Here is an 18,811-nt window from a genome sequence, read left to right on the forward strand (position 1 = left end):
TCAAGGCTGCAGCGCGCGCACGCCGCCGGCGATGTCGTCGGCCGCGCCCGCCAGGATCTGGCGGTAGGCCGCCACCACGCCGTCCACACCGCTGCCGGCCGGCAGGTCGGCACGGCTCTGGCCGCTGGCCAGCTTGCCGTCCGGCAGCCGCCGCACGGTCCAGTTGATCAGGGCGCCGGCGCGGCCGCCGGGCGCGGCATCCAGGCGCACCACGTCGGCGGTGATTCGGTAGACTGGCTCGACGCCGGACAGGCCCTGCCGGTAAGTGTCCTGGGCGTCCAGCGCGGCCTGCAGGCGCTGCGACAGCGCATCGCGCAGCTCATCGGGCAGCGGCGCCGACCAGCGCGCCAGTTCGAGGCGGCGCAGCCGGCTGTCGCCATCGGCGCTGCCGTCCTCGCCCACCACCAGTTCGGCGCGGTTCAGGCGCTCGGGCACGTGTACCGGCGCTACTTCGATCCACACGGGTTTGCCTTGAGGCGTGGCCTGCGGCGCGGCGGCCGCGCCGGTGCCGCTGGCCTGCGCCAGCGTGTAGTAGCGCGGCTCGGGCGAGGCGCAGCCGGCCAGCAGGGCAGCCAGGGCGGCCGCGGCAAGGGTGTTCGCCAGGGTTGCCGCGCCGGTGCGCGCAGTGGCGGCCGGCAGGCGGCGCGGGTCGGTGCGGCGGGCGTCGAATCGGGGGCGGTTCATCACGGCTTCTCCGTCTTGCCGCGCAACAGCGCTTCGGGGTGGCGTTCGAGATAGTCGGTCAGCGCGCGCAGCGAGGCGGCGGTGCGCGTCAGCTCCTGCAGCATGCGGCGCGTGTCCTGCTGCAGCGGTGCGTCCGCAGCCAGCGTGCCGTTGGCCGCGTTCAGCGTCTTGCGCGCGTCCTGCAGCGCCGCGGTGACCTGCGGCGCGACGTCGCCGTTGAGCTGGTTCACCAGCTTGTCGGCATTGGCCATCATCCGGTTGAGCGAGGCCATCGTGGTGCGCAGGTCCTGGCCGATCTGCTCGAACGGGATCTTGTCGATCTTGGCCACGATGTCGCCGAGCTGCGCCTGCAGTTCGTCGAAGGTGCCCGGCGTGGTGGGCAGCTCGGGCAGCGTGGCGTTGCCGTCGAAGGTGGCCGGGGCCGCCTTCGGGAAGAAGTCGAGCGCCACGTAGAGCTGGCCGGTCAGCAGGTTGCCGGTGCGCAGCTGCGCGCGCAGGCCGCGCTTGACCAGGCCCTGCACGATGGCGTGGGCGAGCTGCTCGTCGCGCACGTCGCGCTGGCGGAAGCCCATGCGCGACGGGTAGAACTCCACCACCACCGGCAGGCGGAAGGTCTTTGTCGCGCGCACGTACTCGATGCCGATGGAGCGTACCTGGCCCACCTCCACGCCGCGGAAGTCGACCGGTGCGCCCGGCGCCAGGCCGCGCACCGACTGGTCGAAGTTCAGCACGGCCAGCGTCGGCGCCAGCTCCTCGGGCTCCTTCATGGCCTCGGTCTGGTCGGCGGCGAGCAGGAACTGCGTGTTCTCGGCCGCTGCCTCGGTGGCGGGCGAATGCTCCGGCTGCTGGAAGGCCACGCCGCCCAGCAGCACCGTCACCAGCGACTGGGTGGACAGTTTCAGGCCGCCCGCATCGAGTTTCAGGTCGACGCCGCTGGCGTGCCAGAAGCGGGTGTCGGCCGTAACCAGCTTGTCATAGGGTTTGTTGACGAAGATCCGCAGCGTGATGTCGCGTCCGTTGGGCGCGAGCTGGTAGGCCACCACGTGGCCGACCGGCAGGCGCCGGTAGTAGATCGGCGAGCCGATCTCCAGGGAGCCGAGGTCGGCGGCGCGCAGCACGAACTGCTTGCCGGAGGAGTCGGAGGTCACCACCGGCGGCGCTTCCAGGCCGGTGAAGTCGCGCACGTGCTCGTCGGACTTGCCGGCGTCCACGCCGATGTAGGCGCCCGACAGCAGGGTTTCCAGCCCCGATATGCCGCTGATGGCAAAGCGCGGACGCACCACCCAGAAACGGGTGTCCTTGACCGCGAAGGACTCGGCGTCCTTGGTCAGCTCGATGATGGCGGCCACGTGCGAGCGGTCGGGGGCCAGCCGTACCGATTTCACCAGCCCGATGTCGACCTCCTTGTAGCGTACCGCGGTCTTGCCCGGCGTCAGCCCCACGGCGGTGTGGAAGGTGACGGTGATCTCCGGCCCGCGCGAGGTGATGGTATGGACCAGCAGGGTGATGCCGACCACCGCCGCCACGATCGGGATCAGCCACACCACCGAGGGCAGCCAGCGCGCGCGGCGCTTGCGCGCGGGCTCGGGTGGCAGCGGTGGCGATGGGGGAGCAGGAGGGCGGGCGGGCGGGGGAGCGTTGCGGTCCGTTTCTTCAGACATGTTCATTTTCCAGCGAATCCCACAGCAGGCGCGGGTCGAAGCTGAGCGAGGCCAGCATCGTCAGTACCACGACCGAGGCGAAGGCGAGGGCGCCGCCTCCGGGGATGATGGTGGCAAGCGCACCGGCCCGCACCAGCGAGGCCAGCAGCGCCACCACGAAGACATCGAGCATCGACCAGCGGCCGATCACTTCCACCAGTTCGTACAGCTTGGTCTGCTGCCGCATGCGCCAGGTGGAGCGGAATTGCACGGACAGCAGCAGGAAGGTGAGGATCGCCATCTTCAGCATCGGCACCACGATGCTGGCCACCAGCACCACGCCGGCCAGCAGGTGCGAACCCGACAGCCACAGGTAGACCACGCCGGAGAAGATGGTGTCGCGCTGGGTGCCGAGGATGGTCTGGGTGATCATCACCGGCAGCAGGTTGGCCGGGATGTAGAGGATGTAGGCCGACAGCAGGAAGGCCCAGGTGCGCGTCAGGCTGGCCGGCTTGCGCACGTGCAGCGTGGCGCCGCAGCGCGGGCACGGCTCGCCGGCCAGGCTGGCCGGGCTGACGCCGGCGCAGGCGTGGCAGGACAGCAGCCCCTGCGCGCGCGCTGTCGGCACCTGGGCCAGCGGCGTGCGCTCGTCGTCATCGGTGATCCCGGCCACCACTTCCGCCGCCAGCGCGCGCGAGCGCTGCAGGCGCGAAGGGCCGGCCGCCGTGCCGCGTTCCTCCGCGGGGGAGGGCTTGCCTGCTGGTGTCATGGCGCGGGTGCCTCGTCCAGGTGCTGCCACAGGTCGCGCGGATCGAAGGACAGCAGCGCGGCCAGCACCACCACGAGGGCCCCGAAGGACCACAGCGCGACGCCGGGCAGGACCTCGGCCATGCTCGACAGCTTCACCAGCGTGACCAGCACGCCGATCATGAAGACCTCGATCATGCCCCACGGCCGGGTCTGGCAGATGCCGCGCACGATGCGCTCGAAGCCGGCCGGCATGCGGTGCCGCGTCATCGGCACCAGCAGGTAGCACATCATCAGCAGTTCGGTGAGCGGAAACAGGATGGTGGTGGCGAAGACCAGGAAGGCGACCAGCTCCATGTGGTCGGCATACAGGGCTTCCACCGCGCCCAGCAGCGTGGTGTGGGTGCGTACGCCCTGCAGGTCCATCGCCACGATGGGGTAGGCGTTGGAGATGAGGAACAGGATCAGCGCGGTCAGGGTCAGCGGCAGTTGGCGCCGGTAGGCGCGCCGGCTGTCCTGGTAGAGCGGGCTGCCGCAGCGCAGGCAGCAGGCGCGCTCGCCCGGCGCCAGCGCCGCGCGCTGGTAGAGCGCATCGCAATAGTGGCAGGCCACCAGCGCGTTGGTGGTGCCGCTGGCCGCGAGTTCGGCGGCAGCCGAAGGCGGCAGCGCGGGTGGCGCGGCGCTCTGCGGTGGCGCATCGCCCGGCGGTGCGGATGGGGTCGGTGGACGCGGATCCATGGGCGGGCTCAGGGCGCTTCCTTGCGCACGGGCGGCGCCTCCGCGGCGGCGCCCGGCAGTGCCACCGCCTGGCCCACGGTCCAGTCGCGCAGCAGCGCGTACGCCACCGCCAGCACGGTCGGCCCGATGAAGACGCCGAGGAAGCCGAAGGCGAGGGCGCCGCCCAGCACGCCGAGCATGATCCAGATCAGCGGCATATCGGTGCCCTTGCTGATCAGCAGCGGCTTGATCACGTTATCGGCCATGCCGACCACGCCCATGCCCCAGACCACGATGAAGATGGCCCAGCCGACCGAGCCCGCGTGATAGAGCCACAGTGCCGCCGGGATCCACACCAGCGGCGGGCCGACCGGGATCACGGAGAGGAAGAACGTGACCAGGCCGAGCAGCGCCGGCGTGGGCACGCCCGCGATCCAGAAACCGATGCCGGCGAGCAGGGCCTGCACGAAGGCGGTGCCGAGCACGCCGTAGACCACGCCCTTGATGGTGTTGCCGGCCAGCGAAAGCAGGTGGTCGGCACGCTCGCCGCCGATGCGGCGCATGCCGGCGCGCAGCCAGGCCACGGCGAACTCGCCGCCCGTGTAGAAGAAATAGGCCAGCACGATGGACAGGGCCAGCTGTCCCAGGCCGGCGCCGACCGACAGACCGGCGCCCAGCAGCGCATGGCCCACCGGCGCCAGCAGCTTGCGCACATTGGCCAGCATCTCCGAGTCGGCATGCAACAGCTTGTCCCACGAGGTCTGCAGGTAGCTGCCCAGGTAGGGCAGGCTGGTCAGCCAGTCGGGAAGCTGCGGCAGGCCGTGTTCCACGTAGCGGTCGACCAGGGCCGACATCTCGTCGATATGGGCGGACACGCTCGCACCCGCGTAGACGAAGGGGCCGAGCACCACCACGAAGGCCAGCAGCACGAAGATCAGCGCCGCCACGCCGCGCCGGTTGCCCAGCCAGCGCGACAGCACCGTGTAGGGATACCAGGAGCTGTAGGCCAGGATGGCGCCCCACAGCAGGGCGGTGGTGAAGGGGGCCAGCACCAGCAGCGAGCCGCCGATCAGCACGATCAGGGCGAATACGGCGGCGAGCCTTTCGATCAATTGGCCGGAACTCATTGGATGGCTCTCCCTTGCTGCCGGTGTGACGATTGGAACGTAAATATATCGGAAAACCGTTTCTGGTCCGGAAATGATTGCTGCGGTGCACACCGCCGTGCCGCCGGTGCGCGATGGTGGCTCAGACCGCGCCGGCGCCACTTCGTTCGCGGCCGGCAAGCCATGACGAAAGCCGCGGCGGCCGCGCCCGCTACGCCTGCCGGTGCCCGGCGCGCAAGGCGGCGCCAGCCGCTGCAGAGACCTTGCCCCCTTGTCCCCTTGTCCATTGTCCGCCCTTCCACGCCGCGGCAGCGCCAGCGTGCTTCCTTATGGCGTAAGCGAAGCTTTTTAGTACCAATATATGGGAGTCAATATTATATATTGACACTAAAGGAGTGGCCGCCTAGGATGGCAGCACCAAAGGCATGCCGGGCGCCGCCGCGGCAGACATCCACCGCCACTTAGGAGTGCTCTGATGACAACAGGAGACAAGGTCAAGGTCGCGATCATCGGCTCGGGCAATATCGGCACCGATCTGATGATCAAGGTGCTGCGCCACGGCCAGCATCTGGAAATGGGCGCGATGGTCGGTATCGACCCCGCCTCGGACGGACTGGCGCGCGCCGCGCGCCTGGGCGTTCCCACCACCGCGGAAGGCATCGACGGCCTGCTGGCCCTGCCGGGCTTCCAGGACATCCGCGTGGTGTTCGACGCCACCTCGGCGGGCGCGCACGAGCACCACAACGCCAGGCTGCAGCAGCACGGCGTGCGCGTGATCGACCTGACGCCGGCCGCCATCGGCCCCTACGTGATCCCGGCCATCAACCTGGACCAGCAGCTCGACGCGCCCAACATCAACATGGTCACCTGCGGCGGCCAGGCCACCATTCCCATCGTGGCGGCGGTGTCGCAGGTGGCGACGGTGCACTACGCCGAGATCGTGGCCTCCATCTCCAGCAAGTCGGCCGGTCCCGGCACGCGCGCCAACATCGACGAGTTCACCGAGACCACCTCGCGCGCCATCGAGGTGCTGGGCGGCGCCAAGCGCGGCAAGGCCATCATCGTGCTGAACCCGGCCGAGCCGCCGCTGATCATGCGCGACACCGTGTTCGTGCTGTCCGACCTCACCGAGCAGTCGCGCATCGAAGACAGCGTGCACGCCATGGTCGAGAAGGTGCAGCGCTACGTGCCCGGCTACCGCCTCAAGCAGGCCGTGCAGTTCGACCGCTTCGACGCGGGCAACGCGCCCAACGTCCCGGGCCTGGGCCGCGTGGCCGGCCTCAAGACCTCGGTCTTCCTCGAAGTGGAGGGCGCCGCCCACTACCTGCCGGCCTACGCCGGCAACCTCGACATCATGACCTCGGCCGCGCTGGCCTGCGCCGAGCGCATGGCAGAAACCCAGCTTTGCGCCGCCTGAAAGGAGCCGACATGAGCGACAACAAACTCTATATCTCCGACGTCACGCTGCGCGACGGCAGCCACGCCATCCGCCACCAGTACAGCGTCGAGCACGTCAAGGCGATCGCCGCGGCGCTGGATGCCGCCGGCGTCGACTCCATCGAAGTCGCGCACGGCGACGGCCTGTCGGGTGCCAGCTTCAACTACGGCTTCGGCGCCCACACCGACGTGGAGTGGATCAGCGCCGCCGCGCAAAGCGTCAAGCGCGCCAAGATCGCCACCCTGCTGCTGCCCGGCATCGGCACCGTGCACGACCTGCACGCCGCCTACGACGCCGGCGCGCGCGTGGTGCGCGTGGCCACCCACTGCACCGAGGCCGACGTCTCGCGCCAGCACATCGAGAGCGCGCGCAAGCTGGGCATGGACACGGTCGGCTTCCTGATGATGAGCCACATGACCACGCCGCAGAAGCTGGCCGAGCAGGCCAAGCTGATGGAAGGCTACGGCGCCACCTGCATCTACGTGGTGGACTCCGGCGGCGCGCTGACCATGAACGACGCGCGCGACCGCGTGCGTGCGCTGCGCGACACGCTCAAGGCCGAGACCGAGATCGGCGTGCACGCCCACCACAACCTGAGCCTGGGTGTGGCCAACTCGGTGGTGGCGGTGGAAGAAGGCGCCAACCGCGTCGACGCCAGCCTGTCGGGCATGGGCGCGGGCGCCGGCAACGCGCCGCTGGAAGTCTTCATCGCCGTGGCCGACCGCATGGGCTGGAACCACGGCTGCGACGTGCGCGCGCTGATGGACGCTGCCGATGACCTGGTGCGTCCGCTGCAGGACCGCCCGGTGCGGGTGGACCGCGAGACGCTGGCGCTCGGCTACGCGGGGGTCTACTCGAGCTTCCTGCGCCATGCGGAGACGGCTTCGGCCAAGTACGGTGTGCCTACGGTGGATATTCTGGTGGAACTGGGCAAGCGGCGCATGGTCGGTGGTCAGGAGGACATGATCGTCGACGTGGCGCTCGATCTGGCGCGCTGAGCAGCGCTGATCGACTTTCCGGTGTCCCGGTGGCCTGATTTGCATTCGTGACTCGGTGCCCCTTGTCGCTTGTCTTCGGGCGGTGTTGGTGTGCGAGTCAACGGCCTGTTTCGACTCCCCTGCGGGGAGCCGACTCGCTTTCGTGACGCAAGGCTTTTGCGCGTGGATTCGAGTGGTATCGGTCTGTGTGACAACGGCCTGTTTCGACTCCCCCTGCGGGGGAGCCGACCTACTTTCTTGGTCTTGCCCAAGAAAGTAGGCAAAGAAGGCGCGCCGGGTGCGGCTCAACCCCCCCCTCGCGTGCTGGGGCAAAGAGCGGCCGGGCCCCAACTCGGATCGCCTTAAGGCGATCCTCAGACAGGGGGCCCTCTAATCCGCTCTTTGCCCCAGCACGCGAGGCGCCGCACACGGCAGGGAACAGACGCCACGCCTCGCTTCGCTTCGGGTGGGGGGTGTTCGGCCAGCTTGCTGGCCGAACACCAATGCACGCGTGACTCGATGCTTTGTCGCTTGTCTTCGGGCGGTGTTGGCGTGCGGGGCAACGGCCTGTCTCGACTCCCCTGCGGGGAGCCGACTCGCTTTCGTGACGCAAGGCTTTTGCGCGTGGATTCGAGTGGTATCGGTCAGTGTGACAACGGCCTGTTTCGACTCCCCCTGCGGGGGAGCCGACCTACTTTCTTGGTCTTGCCCAAGAAAGTAGGCAAAAGGAGGCGCGCCGGGTGCGGCTTAAAACCCCCTCGCGTGCTGGGGCAAAGAGCGGCCGGGCCCCAACTCGGATCGCCTTAAGGCGATCCTCAGACAGGGGGCCCTCTAATCCGCTCTTTGCCCCAGCCCGCGAGGCGCCGCACACGGCAGGGAACAGACGCCGCGCCTCGCTTCGCTTCGGGTGGGCGGTGTTCGGCCAGCTTGCTGGCCGAACACCAATGCACGCGTGACTCGATGCCTTGTCGCTTGTCTTCGGGTGGTGTTGGTGTGCGGGGCAATGGCCTGTTTCGACCCCCTGCGGGGAGCCGACTCGCTTTCGTGACGCAAGGCTTTTGCGCGTGGATTCGAGTGGTATCGGTCAGTGTGACAACGGCCTGTTTCGACTCCCCCTGCGGGGGAGCCGACCTACTTTCTTGGTCTTGCCCAAGAAAGTAGGCAAAGAAGGCGCGCCGGGTGCGGCTCACCCCCCCTCGCGGGCTGGGGCAAAGAGCGGCCGGGCCCCAACTCGGATCGCCTTAGGGCGATCCTCAGACAGGGGGCCCTCTAATCCGCTCTTTGCCCCAGCCCGCGAGGCGCCGCACACGGCAGGGAACAGACGCCACGCCTCGCTTCGCTTCGGGTGGGCTGTGTTCGGCCAGCTCGCTGGCCGAACACAAGGCTCAGCCAACCAGGCCGTCACGCAAAAGTGAGCCCGCTCGCAGACCAACGGTTGGCCTTTCCCTCCCGTGTGCGGCGCCTCGCGAATGGGCCCCGGCCGCCGATGAAGCCCGTCCGCTGTCTGAGCGGCCGCAGGCCGCGAGTTCGGACGGGCGCGGCGGCCGGGGCCCATTCGCGAGGGGGGTTCGCCGCACCCGGGTCGCCTTTCTTTGCTTACTTTCTTTGGCGAGATGTATAGACCGGGGACATAGGTGACACCTGTGCGAGGACATGGTTGACACATATTAAGCCGCCTGGTGGTCGTTCAAATCGATGTAGCCGAAGCAGTGATCGACGAAATACAGATCGAATCGTCCATCGTGGTTGGGTTGTGGGCGCAAGGCGACCGGGAAATCTCGTAGGGCATTGGACACTTTGAAGGTTTGCCCGCGAAAGCGCAGTTGTCCGTCCCATTTGATCTTCACCACCAGATCGTCAGGGCCGTATTCGATCTCCGGTAGCACCTCCGGATAGGAGCGAGGACTGGGCTGATAGCGTGTCACCGGCGTCGCCAGGCCGAGTGCCTCGTGTGGGCGCTGCAAGTTGTAGATATCGCGCCAGGCATCAAACGCATGCTGGGCTTGCAGGCTGGAGGCAAAGCCACGGGCATTGATCACTTCGGCTTTGAGGGTGCGGTGAAAGCGTTCGTCCTTGCCATTGGTTTGAGGATGGGCCGGACGGCTATGGGTCAGGCGCACGCCCAGCCGGATGAGCCAGACCCCCAGGCCGGTGAGCTGCCCCGGTTGTGAAGGACTGCCCCACGGCGCCCCATTGTCGGCGTTGATACGCCAAGGCAGTCCGAAGTGGCGAAAGGCCTGGGCCAGGTGCTCCTGGACCACAGCGGTGTGGGTCTGCGTACAGGCGGCCAGCGTGACGGCGAAGCGGGAATGATCGTCCAGTACCGTCAATGGTGAGCACATCTGGCCATCGTGCGTGCGAAAGCCGCCCTTGAAATCCATTTGCCACAGCTGATTGGGCGCCGCATGTTCAAAGCGTTGCCAGGGCTGGGCCTTGACCGAGGCTTCGGGTGAGATCAGGCCATGTCGATGCAGGATGGACGTCACGGTGCTCGGAGCCGGCACCGGTGTGTGGCCCAGATCCTGAAGCCGCCGGCTGATCTTGCGCCCGCCCCAAGCCGGGTGCTGCAGGCGCAGGGCGACGACCAGTCGCTCCAGTTCCTCCGCCGTTCGGGTCGGACTGGTCGCGGGCCGGCGCGACCGCTCGACCAAGCCAGCCATCTCCTGTTCGGTGTACCGAGCAATCCACTTATAGCCGGTCTGCGGGGAGATGCCGTAGCGTTGGCATAGCTGGCGGCGATTGCAGCCCTCTTGCTGGGCGAGCAGGACGAATTCGTGGCGCAGGCTCATGGTGTCGCGTGGGCTCCACGGCATGACGGACTCCGGCAGAAACTCTGCCGTGAAGTGTCAACCATGTCCTCGCACAGGTGTCACCTATGTCCCCGGTCTATACAGCGAGACAAAGAAAGTGAGTCGGCTCCCCGCAGGGGAGTCGAAACAGGCCGTTGCCTCGCACACCGACACCGCCCGAAGACAAGCACAGAGTCACGAGGGCCGAGACAGGCCGTTGCCTCGCAATCCGACATCGCTCGAATCCAAGCCCTCGACCATCACCCCCTCGACCATCACCCCCTCGACCATCACCTCCTCCTCCCCCCCAACTGCCGGCTAACCCCCGCCGCGGCCTCCTTCACCACCCCCACCAGCTCCTCCATCCGCTCCGGCCCCATATACTGCACCGCGCTCGTCACGCTGATGGCCGCCACGATGCGCCCGGTGGCGTCGCGCACGGGCGCTGCCACGCAGCGGATCGAGGGCTCGTCCTCGCCGAGGTCGAAGGCGCTGTCGCGCGCCGCATAGCCGCGCATCAGGCGCAGCCATTCTTCCTCGCCCGGCGCGGGTTTGCCGGCGGCGGCTTCGTGCGCGCGGATACGGCGCCACTCGTCCTCGCCGCGGTCGAGTACCAGGGCCTTGCCGACGCCGGTGGTGGTGATGGGATTGCGCCCGCCGATGCGCGAGCTGATCTCGACCGCGCGCTGTCCGGGCAGCTTGTCGAGATAGATCACTTCCTCGTCGACCAGCGTGGCGAGGTGCACGGTGTCGCGCGTCTGCGCGGCGAGTTGTTCGAGGAAGGGCTTGGCGCTGGCCAGCACGTCGGACTCGCGGTGGGCCTGGAAGCCGAGTTCGATCAGTTTGCTGCCCAGGCTGTAGCCGCGACGTGGTTCGTGCTGCAGGTAGCGCGCCTCGACCAGCGCGGAGGCGAGCCGGTGCGCGGTGCTGGAGGACAGGCCGGTGTGCTTGACGATCTCGGGCAGCGAGGTGAAGCCCTTGGCGACGGTTTCGACGATCTCCAGGCCGCGGAACAGGGTCTGGCTGGCGCTGGTGCGCTTGGCGGGTTCGTCGGAGTCGGGCGTGCGGGTAGGCATGGATGGGAGCGTGTGGTGCGGGGTGTTCGCCGCGCGTGGCAGGCGGCGCTCCATTCTAGTCCAGTGCGCGCCGCGCGCAGTGCGATGGCACTGGAACGCCGGCGCGGGCGGGAGGATAATCCGCTGCAGCGGATGCGGCGCGCCGCCGTGGCGGGCGCGCCATCAGTGAACGAATCCATGGAGGCATGGATGGCCAGAAGGAGAATACGTTGACCCAAGCCAAGCCCGTCGATCCGATCGACATTCCCGGCACGCTGCGGGAGCCCGCCGACCTGGAGAAGTACCGCGGCGACTGGAGCGGCCTCAAGGGCGGGCTGCCGGCCGTGGTGTATCGGCCGGCCAGCACGGCCGAGGTGGCCGCGATCGTGCGCAGTTGCCGCGCGCAGGGCGCGCGCATCACGGTGCAGGGCGGCCTCACCGGCCTGGCCGGCGGCGCCGCGCCGGATGCCGGCGACGTGGTGATCTCGCTGGAGCGCCTCAACCAGGTCGAGGATTTCGACGACATCGGCGGCACCATCACCGTGCAGGCCGGCGTGCCGCTGGCGAAGCTGGCCGAGATCGTCGAGGCCAGGGACTGGTACTTCCCGCTGGACATCGGCGCGCGCGGCAGCTGCCAGATCGGCGGCAACGTGTCCACCAATGCCGGCGGCAACCGCGTGCTGCGCTACGGGCCGATGCGCGACCTGGTGCTGGGCATGGAAGTGGTGCTGGCCGATGGCACCGTGATGCCGATGCTGAACCGCGTGGTGAAGAACAACACCGGTCCCGACCTCAAGCACCTCTTCATCGGCACCGAAGGCACCTTCGGCATCGTCACCCGCGTGGTGCTGCGCCTGTTCCCGCGTCCGGCGGTGCGGCGCAGCGCGTTGTGCGCGGTGGCATCGTTCGCGCAGGTGGCCCAGCTCCTCAAGCAGGCGCGCGGGCGCCTGCCCGGGCTGTCCTCGTTCGAGGTGATGTGGCAGGAATACCTGGTGGCCGCCGCGCGCGCGCTCGGGCGCGCGGTGCCGCTGGGCGGCGGCCACCCCATCTACGTGCTGGTCGAGGCCGAAGGCAGCACCGCGCCGCAGATGCAGGAGATCTTCGAAGGCTTCCTCGGCGAGATGCTGGAAGAGGGCGTGGTGGCCGACGTGATCGTCGCGCAGACGCAGGAGCAGGCGCAGTCGCTATGGGATTTCCGCGATGCCATCGGCGAGCTGCTCAAGCAGCTTTCGCCCTTCGTCTCCTTCGATGTGGGCATTCCGCTGCGCGTCACCGCCGACTACGTGGAGACGGCGCGCGCGCGGCTGCAGGCGGCCTTCCCGCAGGCCTCGCACCTGTTCTTCGGCCACCTCGGCGACGGCAACCTGCATATCGTCAGCGGCCCGCATGCCAGCGAGGCCGACCAGCTCGCGGTCGACGAGATCGTCTACGGGCTGGTGGCGGAAGTGGGCGGCAGCATCTCCGCCGAGCATGGCATCGGCCGCATCAAGAAGCCCTTCCTGCATCTGAGCCGCAGCGAGACCGAGCTGGAGGTGATGCGCGCGCTGAAGCGCACGCTGGATGCGGGCGACGCGCTGAACGCAGGGCGCATCCTGTAGCTTGCCGGCCCCGCCGCGGCACTACAGTGTCGTCACCAGGCGCATCAGCTCGGCCTGGCGCGTGCAGCCCGTCTTGCGCAGGATGGCCGACAGCTGCTTGCGCAGCGTGTGCAGGCTGACTTCCAGCACCTTGCTGCAGTCGTCCACCGTGAGGCCGGCCGCGAGGTGGTGGCACAGCCGTGCCTCGGCGGGCGTCAGCGCGAACAGTTCGGCGAGCATCTCGGCGTTCGGCACGTCGAAGATATTGCGGCGCTCCACGCGCATGCCGACGCAGCCGCTCAGGCCCTGGTTCAGGTCGTTGTCCACCGGCCGCATGGCCACCCGCAAGGAGCGGCCCCAGCCGTCGGGCATGGCCAGCATGGCGGGCCGGCCGGTGGCGGCCACCTGCCGGATGCCGGCAAGCAGGCGCGCCTGCCATGCCGGTTCCCGGTGGACCAGGCGCCTGGCCTGCAGGCTCAGGTAGCTGTCGCCGCACAGCAGGGCCTCCAGCGCGGGCATGCAGGCTTGCACGCAGCCGTCGCTGCGGCACACGAGATAGCTCTCGCGGCCGCCATCCAGCACCTGTCCCAGCAGGTCCATGCCGCGTTGCGCGGCGAGGCGCCGCGCCGCGTAGGCGTGCGTCAGCAGGCGCCCGTACTCGGCCAGGTGATCGGCATGCGCGTGGCTGGGCGTGCTCACGCGCGTGCGCTGCACGCTGAGGCCGCACATTACTTCGTCGTCGTTGCAGACCACCACGCCGGTCAGCTGGCGCATCTGGTGGGGCAGCATGAAGTCGGTCCAGAACAGGCGGTCGTGCGCGGTCTCGTGCTCGCGCTCGGCGCACGAGTCGCTCCAGGTGCCGGCCGGCGCGTACCAGTAGCGGCGGCGGGAGTCGTCATACTGGAAGAAGTGCTGTCCGTACTCGATGACGGCCTGCTCGTCGACGCCGACGTGCTCCAGGTAGCGCACGGTCTGGCTGGCCTTGTCGTGGCAGACGAAGGAGGCGCTGTCCGCGCCCAGGAAATCCCTCGCGGTCCGTATCACATCCAGCCAGCAGCCCTGGCCGGAGGCGACCGCCTGCACGGCGTCTTTGGCGCGCCGGAAGCTGGTGGTGCTGTGCACGTGATGTTCCCCTCGTTTTTCTGGTGGATTCTTCCTGCGGGCATTCTGGTGAGCGGTTCGGCACGACGTCAAGCGCTGCTGCGGAGGGGATTGTCAGCGGTGCCGGCCCGGCACGACGGGGCGCGGGGGAGCAACGAGGGGAGCAACGAGGAGGGCGTGGCGCAGCGCACGCGGTGTGGGTGCCGCGTGCGGGAGGGGCGGAGCGGGGAAGGTACTACTGGTGCAACGGGTACTACTGGCCGGAAGAATCGCCCGGCGATCTGCGCTGCGCGCCGCCGGCGGAGTGCGACAGCGAGCGCGACTGCGACTTCGAGGTCGGCATCTGGTCGAGATCGGGCGGCGCGTTGCGCGCGGCCGCCTTGCTGCCGACGGCACTGTAGCGCTCGCCGATGCCGGCATTGACACCGCCGCGCGTGTACATCTTGATCTGGTCCGGCGTGGTGCGGATGCCGGAATAGGTCGAGTTCGCTGCCTGGCCGTAGACGCCGCCGGCTGCGCCGCCAGCCTCCCCGCCGCCGTACAGCGCGCGTCCGGTCGGACCGAGGCCGGACATCGAGGCATAGGAGCCGTAGGTGCCGGCGTGTGCCCCGGCGCTCAGGGCGAGGAGAATCAGAAGTGCGTGCTGCTTCATATGCGGTATCCCGTGGAGCTGCCGCCACCGATGGCGATCGCACGCCACCGCCATGCTGTGCTGCCAGGACATTGTGCGCGTTCACGCGGCCGGAATTGCTACTCCTGTCGAGGGGATGCCGAAGCATTGCCCCATCGCGGTGCCATGCCGTCTTTGGCTGTCTTTTGCTGTCTTCGGCCAGGCCCGGGGGCGGCGATGGAGCGCGCCGGCAGCGCCCGGGGTCCGGCGCGGTATGATGGCCGCGCCCGCGGTTGCCCCGCAATCCCGGGATCCGTAATCCCGTATTCCGCCACCCGCCGTTCCCGATGACGAAAGAGCCTTCCGGCCTGCAACTGGCCGGCCGCCATCCCTCCATCGCCGCCTTGCGCGACCTGGTCGCGCGCGTGGCGCGCAGCCAGGCGCGCACGGTGCTGATCTATGGCGAGACCGGCACCGGCAAGAGCCTGGTCGCGCGCATCCTCCATGAGCAGTCTGACCGCGCCGCGCGCGAGTTCATCGACATCAACTGCGCGGCCATCCCGGCGCAGCTGCTCGAATCCGAACTGTTCGGCCATGAGCGCGGCGCTTTCACCGGCGCGGTCGGCAAGAAGGAAGGACTGGTCGAGGCCGCCAACGGCGGCACCGTGTTCCTGGACGAGGTGCGCGAGCTCGACCCGGTGATGCAGTCCAAGATCCTGACGCTGCTCGACACGCGGCGCTTCCGCCGGGTCGGCGCGGTACGCCCCATCAGCGTGGACGTGCGCTTCATCGCCGCCACCAACAAGATCCTGCTGAGCGAGGTCAAGGATGGCAAGTTCCGCGAAGACCTGTACTACCGCCTGCAGGTGATCGCCATCAACATCCCGCCGCTGCGCGAGCGCGGCGACGACATCTTCCTGCTGGCGCAGCAGGCCCTGGCGCGCTATCGGCAGCAGTACGGCAGCCGCATGGCGCACCTGGACCCCGAGGTCGAGCGCATCTTCCGCGCCTACCGCTGGCCCGGCAACGTGCGCGAGCTGGAACACCTGCTGGAGCGCATCTGCCTGCTGGAGGAGGGCGACTGCGTGCTGCCGCGCCACCTGCCGGCGCGCATCCTGCGCGAGGTCGACGCACGCGCCGATGCGTCCGCCGATGCCTCCGCCGGCACGGACGCCGCCATGGCGGCAGCGCCGGTGCCCGGCGAGGACTACCACGCCGCCACCGCGCGCTTCCAGGCGCGGCTGATCCGCGCGGCGCTCGATGCCTGCGGGCAGAACGCTGGCCAGGCGGCGCAGCGGCTGGGCCTGAGCCGCCACGCCCTGCGCCACCAGATGCTCAAGCTCGGCCTGACAGATGCGTGAAATCCACGCATTGGCGTGGAGATTATCGCGTGAAATGCACGCAGGCTGCGGGTCGGAATTCCTAAGTGGTTGAATAAAAAGGGAAGTATTTCGCGCCGGCGGATGGCACGGCTTCTGCGTAGGGACAGGCATCCGCGCCAGCCGGCGCTTCTCGGGAGCTTCCTCCATGCAGTCGCTGAAGATCATCTGCCCCAACGGCCATCTCGGCTTTGCGCCGCTGCGCACGGCCAGCTTCGAACTCGGGGTGGCGGCCGGGCCCGACTACATCGCCGCCGATTCAGGCAGCGACGACGTCGGCCCGGTGCCGCTGGGTTCGGACACCTCGACCAGCCCGGAGGCCTGGCAGCGGCATGACCTCGAACAGATGCTGCTGGCCTCGCGCCGGCTGGGGGTGCCGATGATCATCGGCTCGGCCGGCGACACCGGCAGCAACAGCCGCGTCGACCTCTACGTGCGCATCATCCGCGAGCTGGCACAGAAGCACGGGCTCAAGCGCTTCCGCCTGGGCTACTTCTACTCCGAGGTGGACAAGGCCACGCTGCGCGCCGCGCTCGAGCGGGGCCAGGCCATCCGCGGCCTGGACGGCTTCGCCGACCTCACGCGCGCCGAACTCGATGCCACCGACCGCGTGGTCGCCATGGCCGGCGTGCATCCCTACCGCGCGCTGCTGGCGCAGGGCGTGGACGTGATCATCGGCGGGCGCAGCTCGGACGCCGCGCTGTTCGCCGCGCCGGCCCTGCACCACGGCTTCCCGGCCGACCACGCCTACTACCTCGGCAAGGTGCTGGAATGCGCCTCCTTCTGCGCCGAGCCCTATGGCGGCAAGGAGACGGTGATGGGCACCATCTCGCACGATGACGTGCGCGTCACCGCCATGCATCCCGAGCAGCGCTGCACGGTGGCTTCGGTCGCCGGGCACGCCATGTACGAGCGCTCCAATCCCTTCGAGGAATTCGTCGCCGGCGGCCGGCTCGACATGACGCACTGCCGCTACGAACAGGTCGATGCCCGCACCACCCGCATCACCGGCGCGCGCTTCGAGGAGGCCGGCACGGTGCGCGTGAAGCTGGAAGGCGCGGGCAAGGTCGGCGAACGCTACGTCGGCCTGTGCGGCATCCGCGATCCCTACACCATCGCCAACGTCGACCGCGTGATCGCCTGGGCACGCGAGCAGGTGCGCGCGCGCTTCGGCCCCGATGGCTACGCGCTGCACTACAACGTGTACGGGCGCGACGGCGTGATGGGCGAGCTGGAGCCGCTGCGCGACCGGCCCGGCCACGAGCTGTGCGTGATGGTGCAGGGCGTGGCCCCCACCGCCGGGATGGCGGAGGAGGTGGCCATGATCGGCCTGCGCCAGATGTTCTACGCGCGCCTGCCGGACGTGAAGGGCACGGCGGGTTCGGTCTCGTTCCCGCTCGACGAAGTGCTGCGCGCCAGCCCGGCCTACCGCTGGACGCTGAACCACACCATCGAGGTGGCGGATCCGATGGCGCTGTTCCCCACCCACCTGACCGAAGCCGGTATCTGAAGGACCGAGGAAGACCACGATGAGCACCCAGAAACTGCACGAGCTGGCCAAGACCATTCGCAGCAAGAATGCCGGCGTCAACAAGATCACCTTCGATATCATCTTCCGCGATGCCGCCGAGTACGAACGCGTGAAGCGCTCGGGCGTGCTGTCGCGCGAGCGTGTGGCAGCGCTGTACGGCATTGCCGGCGAGCGCATCTCCGACTTCGTCGCCTACGATCCGGCCTTCGCCATCAAGTTCACCATCTACCGCAGCCGGCCCAGCGGCAGCGCCGGCGATGGCGACATCTTCGGCGCGCAGCAGTACGCACCGCTGCTCGACCTCGACATTCCCGCCTGAGCGCGCCGCGCCAGGCCAACCAGATCGAAGAGGTAGCCATGCACAAGAACTCCGCTTTGCAGCGGGTGGCGCGCTTCGCGCAAGGCCTTGCGGCCGCCGGTGCCCTGGTGGGCGCCATCGCGCCGCTGCCGGCGCGCGCCGATACCGCCGCGGCCGTGCCGCCGCTGGTGCGCATCGTGGTGCCGTTCTCGGCCGGAGCCAGCAACGACGTCATCGCGCGCGCGCTCGCCCCCGGCCTGGCGCGCCGCCTGGGCGCCAATGTGATCGTCGAGAACAAGCCTGGCGCGGCTGGCGCCATGGGGGCCGACTTCGTCGCCCGCGCGCCGCGCGACGGCTCCGTGCTGCTGTTGACGTCGTCGACCTTCCTGACCGCGGCGGCCACCCAGCCCAGGTCGCCCTACGACGCCATCGCCGCCTTCGCACCGGTCGCGATGGTGGGCAACGGCCCGCTGTTGCTGGCGGTGTCGGCCGCCAAGCCGTTCCACACGCCGGCCGAGTTGCTGGCCGCGGCCAAGGCGCGCCCGGGCGCCATCACCTATGGCTCGGCGGGCATCGGCTCGCTCGGCCAGATGGCGACCGAACTGCTGAGCGACGCTGCCAAGGTGCGCATGATGCATGTGCCCTACAAGGGCGCCTCCAATGCGCTGCTGGACCTGTCGGCCGGCCAGATCGACGTGATGATCGGCAACTACAGCTCGATGGCGCCGCAGATCCGCTCAGGCAAGGTGCGCGCGCTCGCGGTGACATCGCAGCGCCCCAGTGCCGCCTTCCCCGACCTGCCCGCGCTGGGGGCCACCGTGCCGGGCTACGAGATGGACATCTGGGTCGGCGTGCTGGCACCGGCCGGCACGCCGGCGGCGCTGGTGCAGCGGCTCAATCGCGAGATCAACGACACCGCTGCCTCGAGCGAGATGCGTGCCGTGCTCGATCCCGACGGCGCACTGCCGCAGGCGCTCAGCCCGGCGGACTTCGCTGCGCGCATGAAGCAGGAACTGGCGCAGTGGAAGCGGCTGGCGGTCGAGCACAAGATCGTGGTGGAGTAGTCGGGAGGGGGCAGGGCGCGGGTTCGCTCGCCTTTGCCGCTGGTTGTCTCTCCTCTCCCGCTTGCGGGAGAGGGGCCGGGGGAGAGGGCAGGCATTCG

16 protein-coding genes are annotated in these 18,811 nt (G+C 69.0%); 7 read left to right on the plus strand and 9 right to left on the minus strand.

The features are described 5' to 3' along the window. The 5 genes from BKK80_RS05240 to BKK80_RS05260 are packed head-to-tail and all read right to left on the minus strand — an operon-like array spanning window position 1 to window position 4,915. On the minus strand, window positions 1-684 hold the full coding sequence (locus tag BKK80_RS05240; protein ID WP_083383961.1) for a PqiC family protein: 684 nt from the start codon (window positions 682-684) through the stop codon (window positions 1-3). Further along, a complete protein-coding gene (locus BKK80_RS05245) occupies window positions 684-2,345 on the minus strand; it encodes a PqiB family protein (protein ID WP_071011336.1) in 1,662 nt (553 codons plus the stop codon). Before BKK80_RS05245 ends, BKK80_RS05240 begins: the two co-directional genes overlap by 1 nt. Next, on the minus strand, window positions 2,338-3,093 hold the full coding sequence (locus tag BKK80_RS05250; protein WP_071011338.1) for a paraquat-inducible protein A: 756 nt from the start codon (window positions 3,091-3,093) through the stop codon (window positions 2,338-2,340). Before BKK80_RS05250 ends, BKK80_RS05245 begins: the two co-directional genes overlap by 8 nt. Continuing rightward, window positions 3,090-3,809: a paraquat-inducible protein A gene (locus tag BKK80_RS05255; protein WP_084084571.1), complete on the minus strand. Its 720-nt coding sequence runs from the start codon at window positions 3,807-3,809 to the stop codon at window positions 3,090-3,092. Before BKK80_RS05255 ends, BKK80_RS05250 begins: the two co-directional genes overlap by 4 nt. 8 nt (window positions 3,810-3,817) lie before the next feature. Beyond that, a complete protein-coding gene (locus BKK80_RS05260; protein WP_083383963.1) occupies window positions 3,818-4,915 on the minus strand; it encodes an AI-2E family transporter in 1,098 nt (365 codons plus the stop codon). A gap of 454 nt (window positions 4,916-5,369) precedes the next feature. Between BKK80_RS05260 and BKK80_RS05265 the strand changes: the two genes are divergently transcribed. Both BKK80_RS05265 and dmpG read left to right on the plus strand, forming a co-directional pair. Beyond that, entirely contained in the window at window positions 5,370-6,311 is a 942-nt protein-coding gene (locus BKK80_RS05265; RefSeq protein WP_071011340.1) for an acetaldehyde dehydrogenase (acetylating), read from the plus strand. A gap of 11 nt (window positions 6,312-6,322) precedes the next feature. Next, window positions 6,323-7,330: a 4-hydroxy-2-oxovalerate aldolase gene (gene dmpG, locus BKK80_RS05270; RefSeq protein WP_071011341.1), complete on the plus strand. Its 1,008-nt coding sequence runs from the start codon at window positions 6,323-6,325 to the stop codon at window positions 7,328-7,330. Between the two features lie 1,646 nt (window positions 7,331-8,976). Here dmpG and BKK80_RS05275 read toward each other — a convergent pair. Together BKK80_RS05275 and BKK80_RS05280 are read right to left on the minus strand one after the other, a co-directional pair. Then, entirely contained in the window at window positions 8,977-10,122 is a 1,146-nt protein-coding gene (locus BKK80_RS05275; RefSeq protein WP_071037586.1) for an IS481 family transposase, read from the minus strand. 266 nt (window positions 10,123-10,388) lie between these two features. Further along, window positions 10,389-11,174, minus strand: coding sequence for an IclR family transcriptional regulator (locus BKK80_RS05280; RefSeq protein ID WP_071037435.1), 786 nt, complete (start codon window positions 11,172-11,174; stop codon window positions 10,389-10,391). 209 nt (window positions 11,175-11,383) lie between these two features. Between BKK80_RS05280 and BKK80_RS05285 the strand changes: the two genes are divergently transcribed. Then, a complete protein-coding gene (locus BKK80_RS05285) occupies window positions 11,384-12,751 on the plus strand; it encodes an FAD-binding oxidoreductase (RefSeq protein ID WP_231907980.1) in 1,368 nt (455 codons plus the stop codon). Between the two features lie 21 nt (window positions 12,752-12,772). Here BKK80_RS05285 and BKK80_RS05290 read toward each other — a convergent pair whose 3' ends face one another. Together BKK80_RS05290 and BKK80_RS05295 are read right to left on the minus strand one after the other, a co-directional pair. Then, window positions 12,773-13,852 (minus strand): helix-turn-helix transcriptional regulator, encoded by a 1,080-nt coding sequence (locus BKK80_RS05290; protein ID WP_071068672.1) that lies wholly within the window; start codon window positions 13,850-13,852, stop codon window positions 12,773-12,775. Between the two features lie 232 nt (window positions 13,853-14,084). Next, window positions 14,085-14,483 (minus strand): hypothetical protein, encoded by a 399-nt coding sequence (locus BKK80_RS05295; protein WP_071068673.1) that lies wholly within the window; start codon window positions 14,481-14,483, stop codon window positions 14,085-14,087. 305 nt (window positions 14,484-14,788) lie between these two features. Between BKK80_RS05295 and BKK80_RS05300 the strand changes: the two genes are divergently transcribed. The 4 genes from BKK80_RS05300 (at window position 14,789) to BKK80_RS05315 (ending at window position 18,713) form a co-directional block, all read left to right on the plus strand. Continuing rightward, window positions 14,789-15,802, plus strand: coding sequence for a sigma-54 interaction domain-containing protein (locus BKK80_RS05300; protein ID WP_071068674.1), 1,014 nt, complete (start codon window positions 14,789-14,791; stop codon window positions 15,800-15,802). 166 nt (window positions 15,803-15,968) lie between these two features. After that, window positions 15,969-17,330 carry an acyclic terpene utilization AtuA family protein gene (locus BKK80_RS05305; RefSeq protein ID WP_071068675.1) on the plus strand — a complete coding sequence of 454 codons (1,362 nt, stop codon included), beginning with the start codon at window positions 15,969-15,971 and terminating at the stop codon, window positions 17,328-17,330. Window positions 17,331-17,349: 19 nt separating this feature from the next. Further along, window positions 17,350-17,670 (plus strand): DUF4387 domain-containing protein, encoded by a 321-nt coding sequence (locus tag BKK80_RS05310; RefSeq protein ID WP_071011350.1) that lies wholly within the window; start codon window positions 17,350-17,352, stop codon window positions 17,668-17,670. 38 nt (window positions 17,671-17,708) lie between these two features. Further along, window positions 17,709-18,713 (plus strand): tripartite tricarboxylate transporter substrate binding protein, encoded by a 1,005-nt coding sequence (locus BKK80_RS05315; protein WP_071068676.1) that lies wholly within the window; start codon window positions 17,709-17,711, stop codon window positions 18,711-18,713. The last annotated feature ends 98 nt before the right edge of the window (window positions 18,714-18,811 follow it).

This window comes from Cupriavidus malaysiensis, assembly GCF_001854325.1.
Classification (GTDB): domain Bacteria; phylum Pseudomonadota; class Gammaproteobacteria; order Burkholderiales; family Burkholderiaceae; genus Cupriavidus; species Cupriavidus malaysiensis.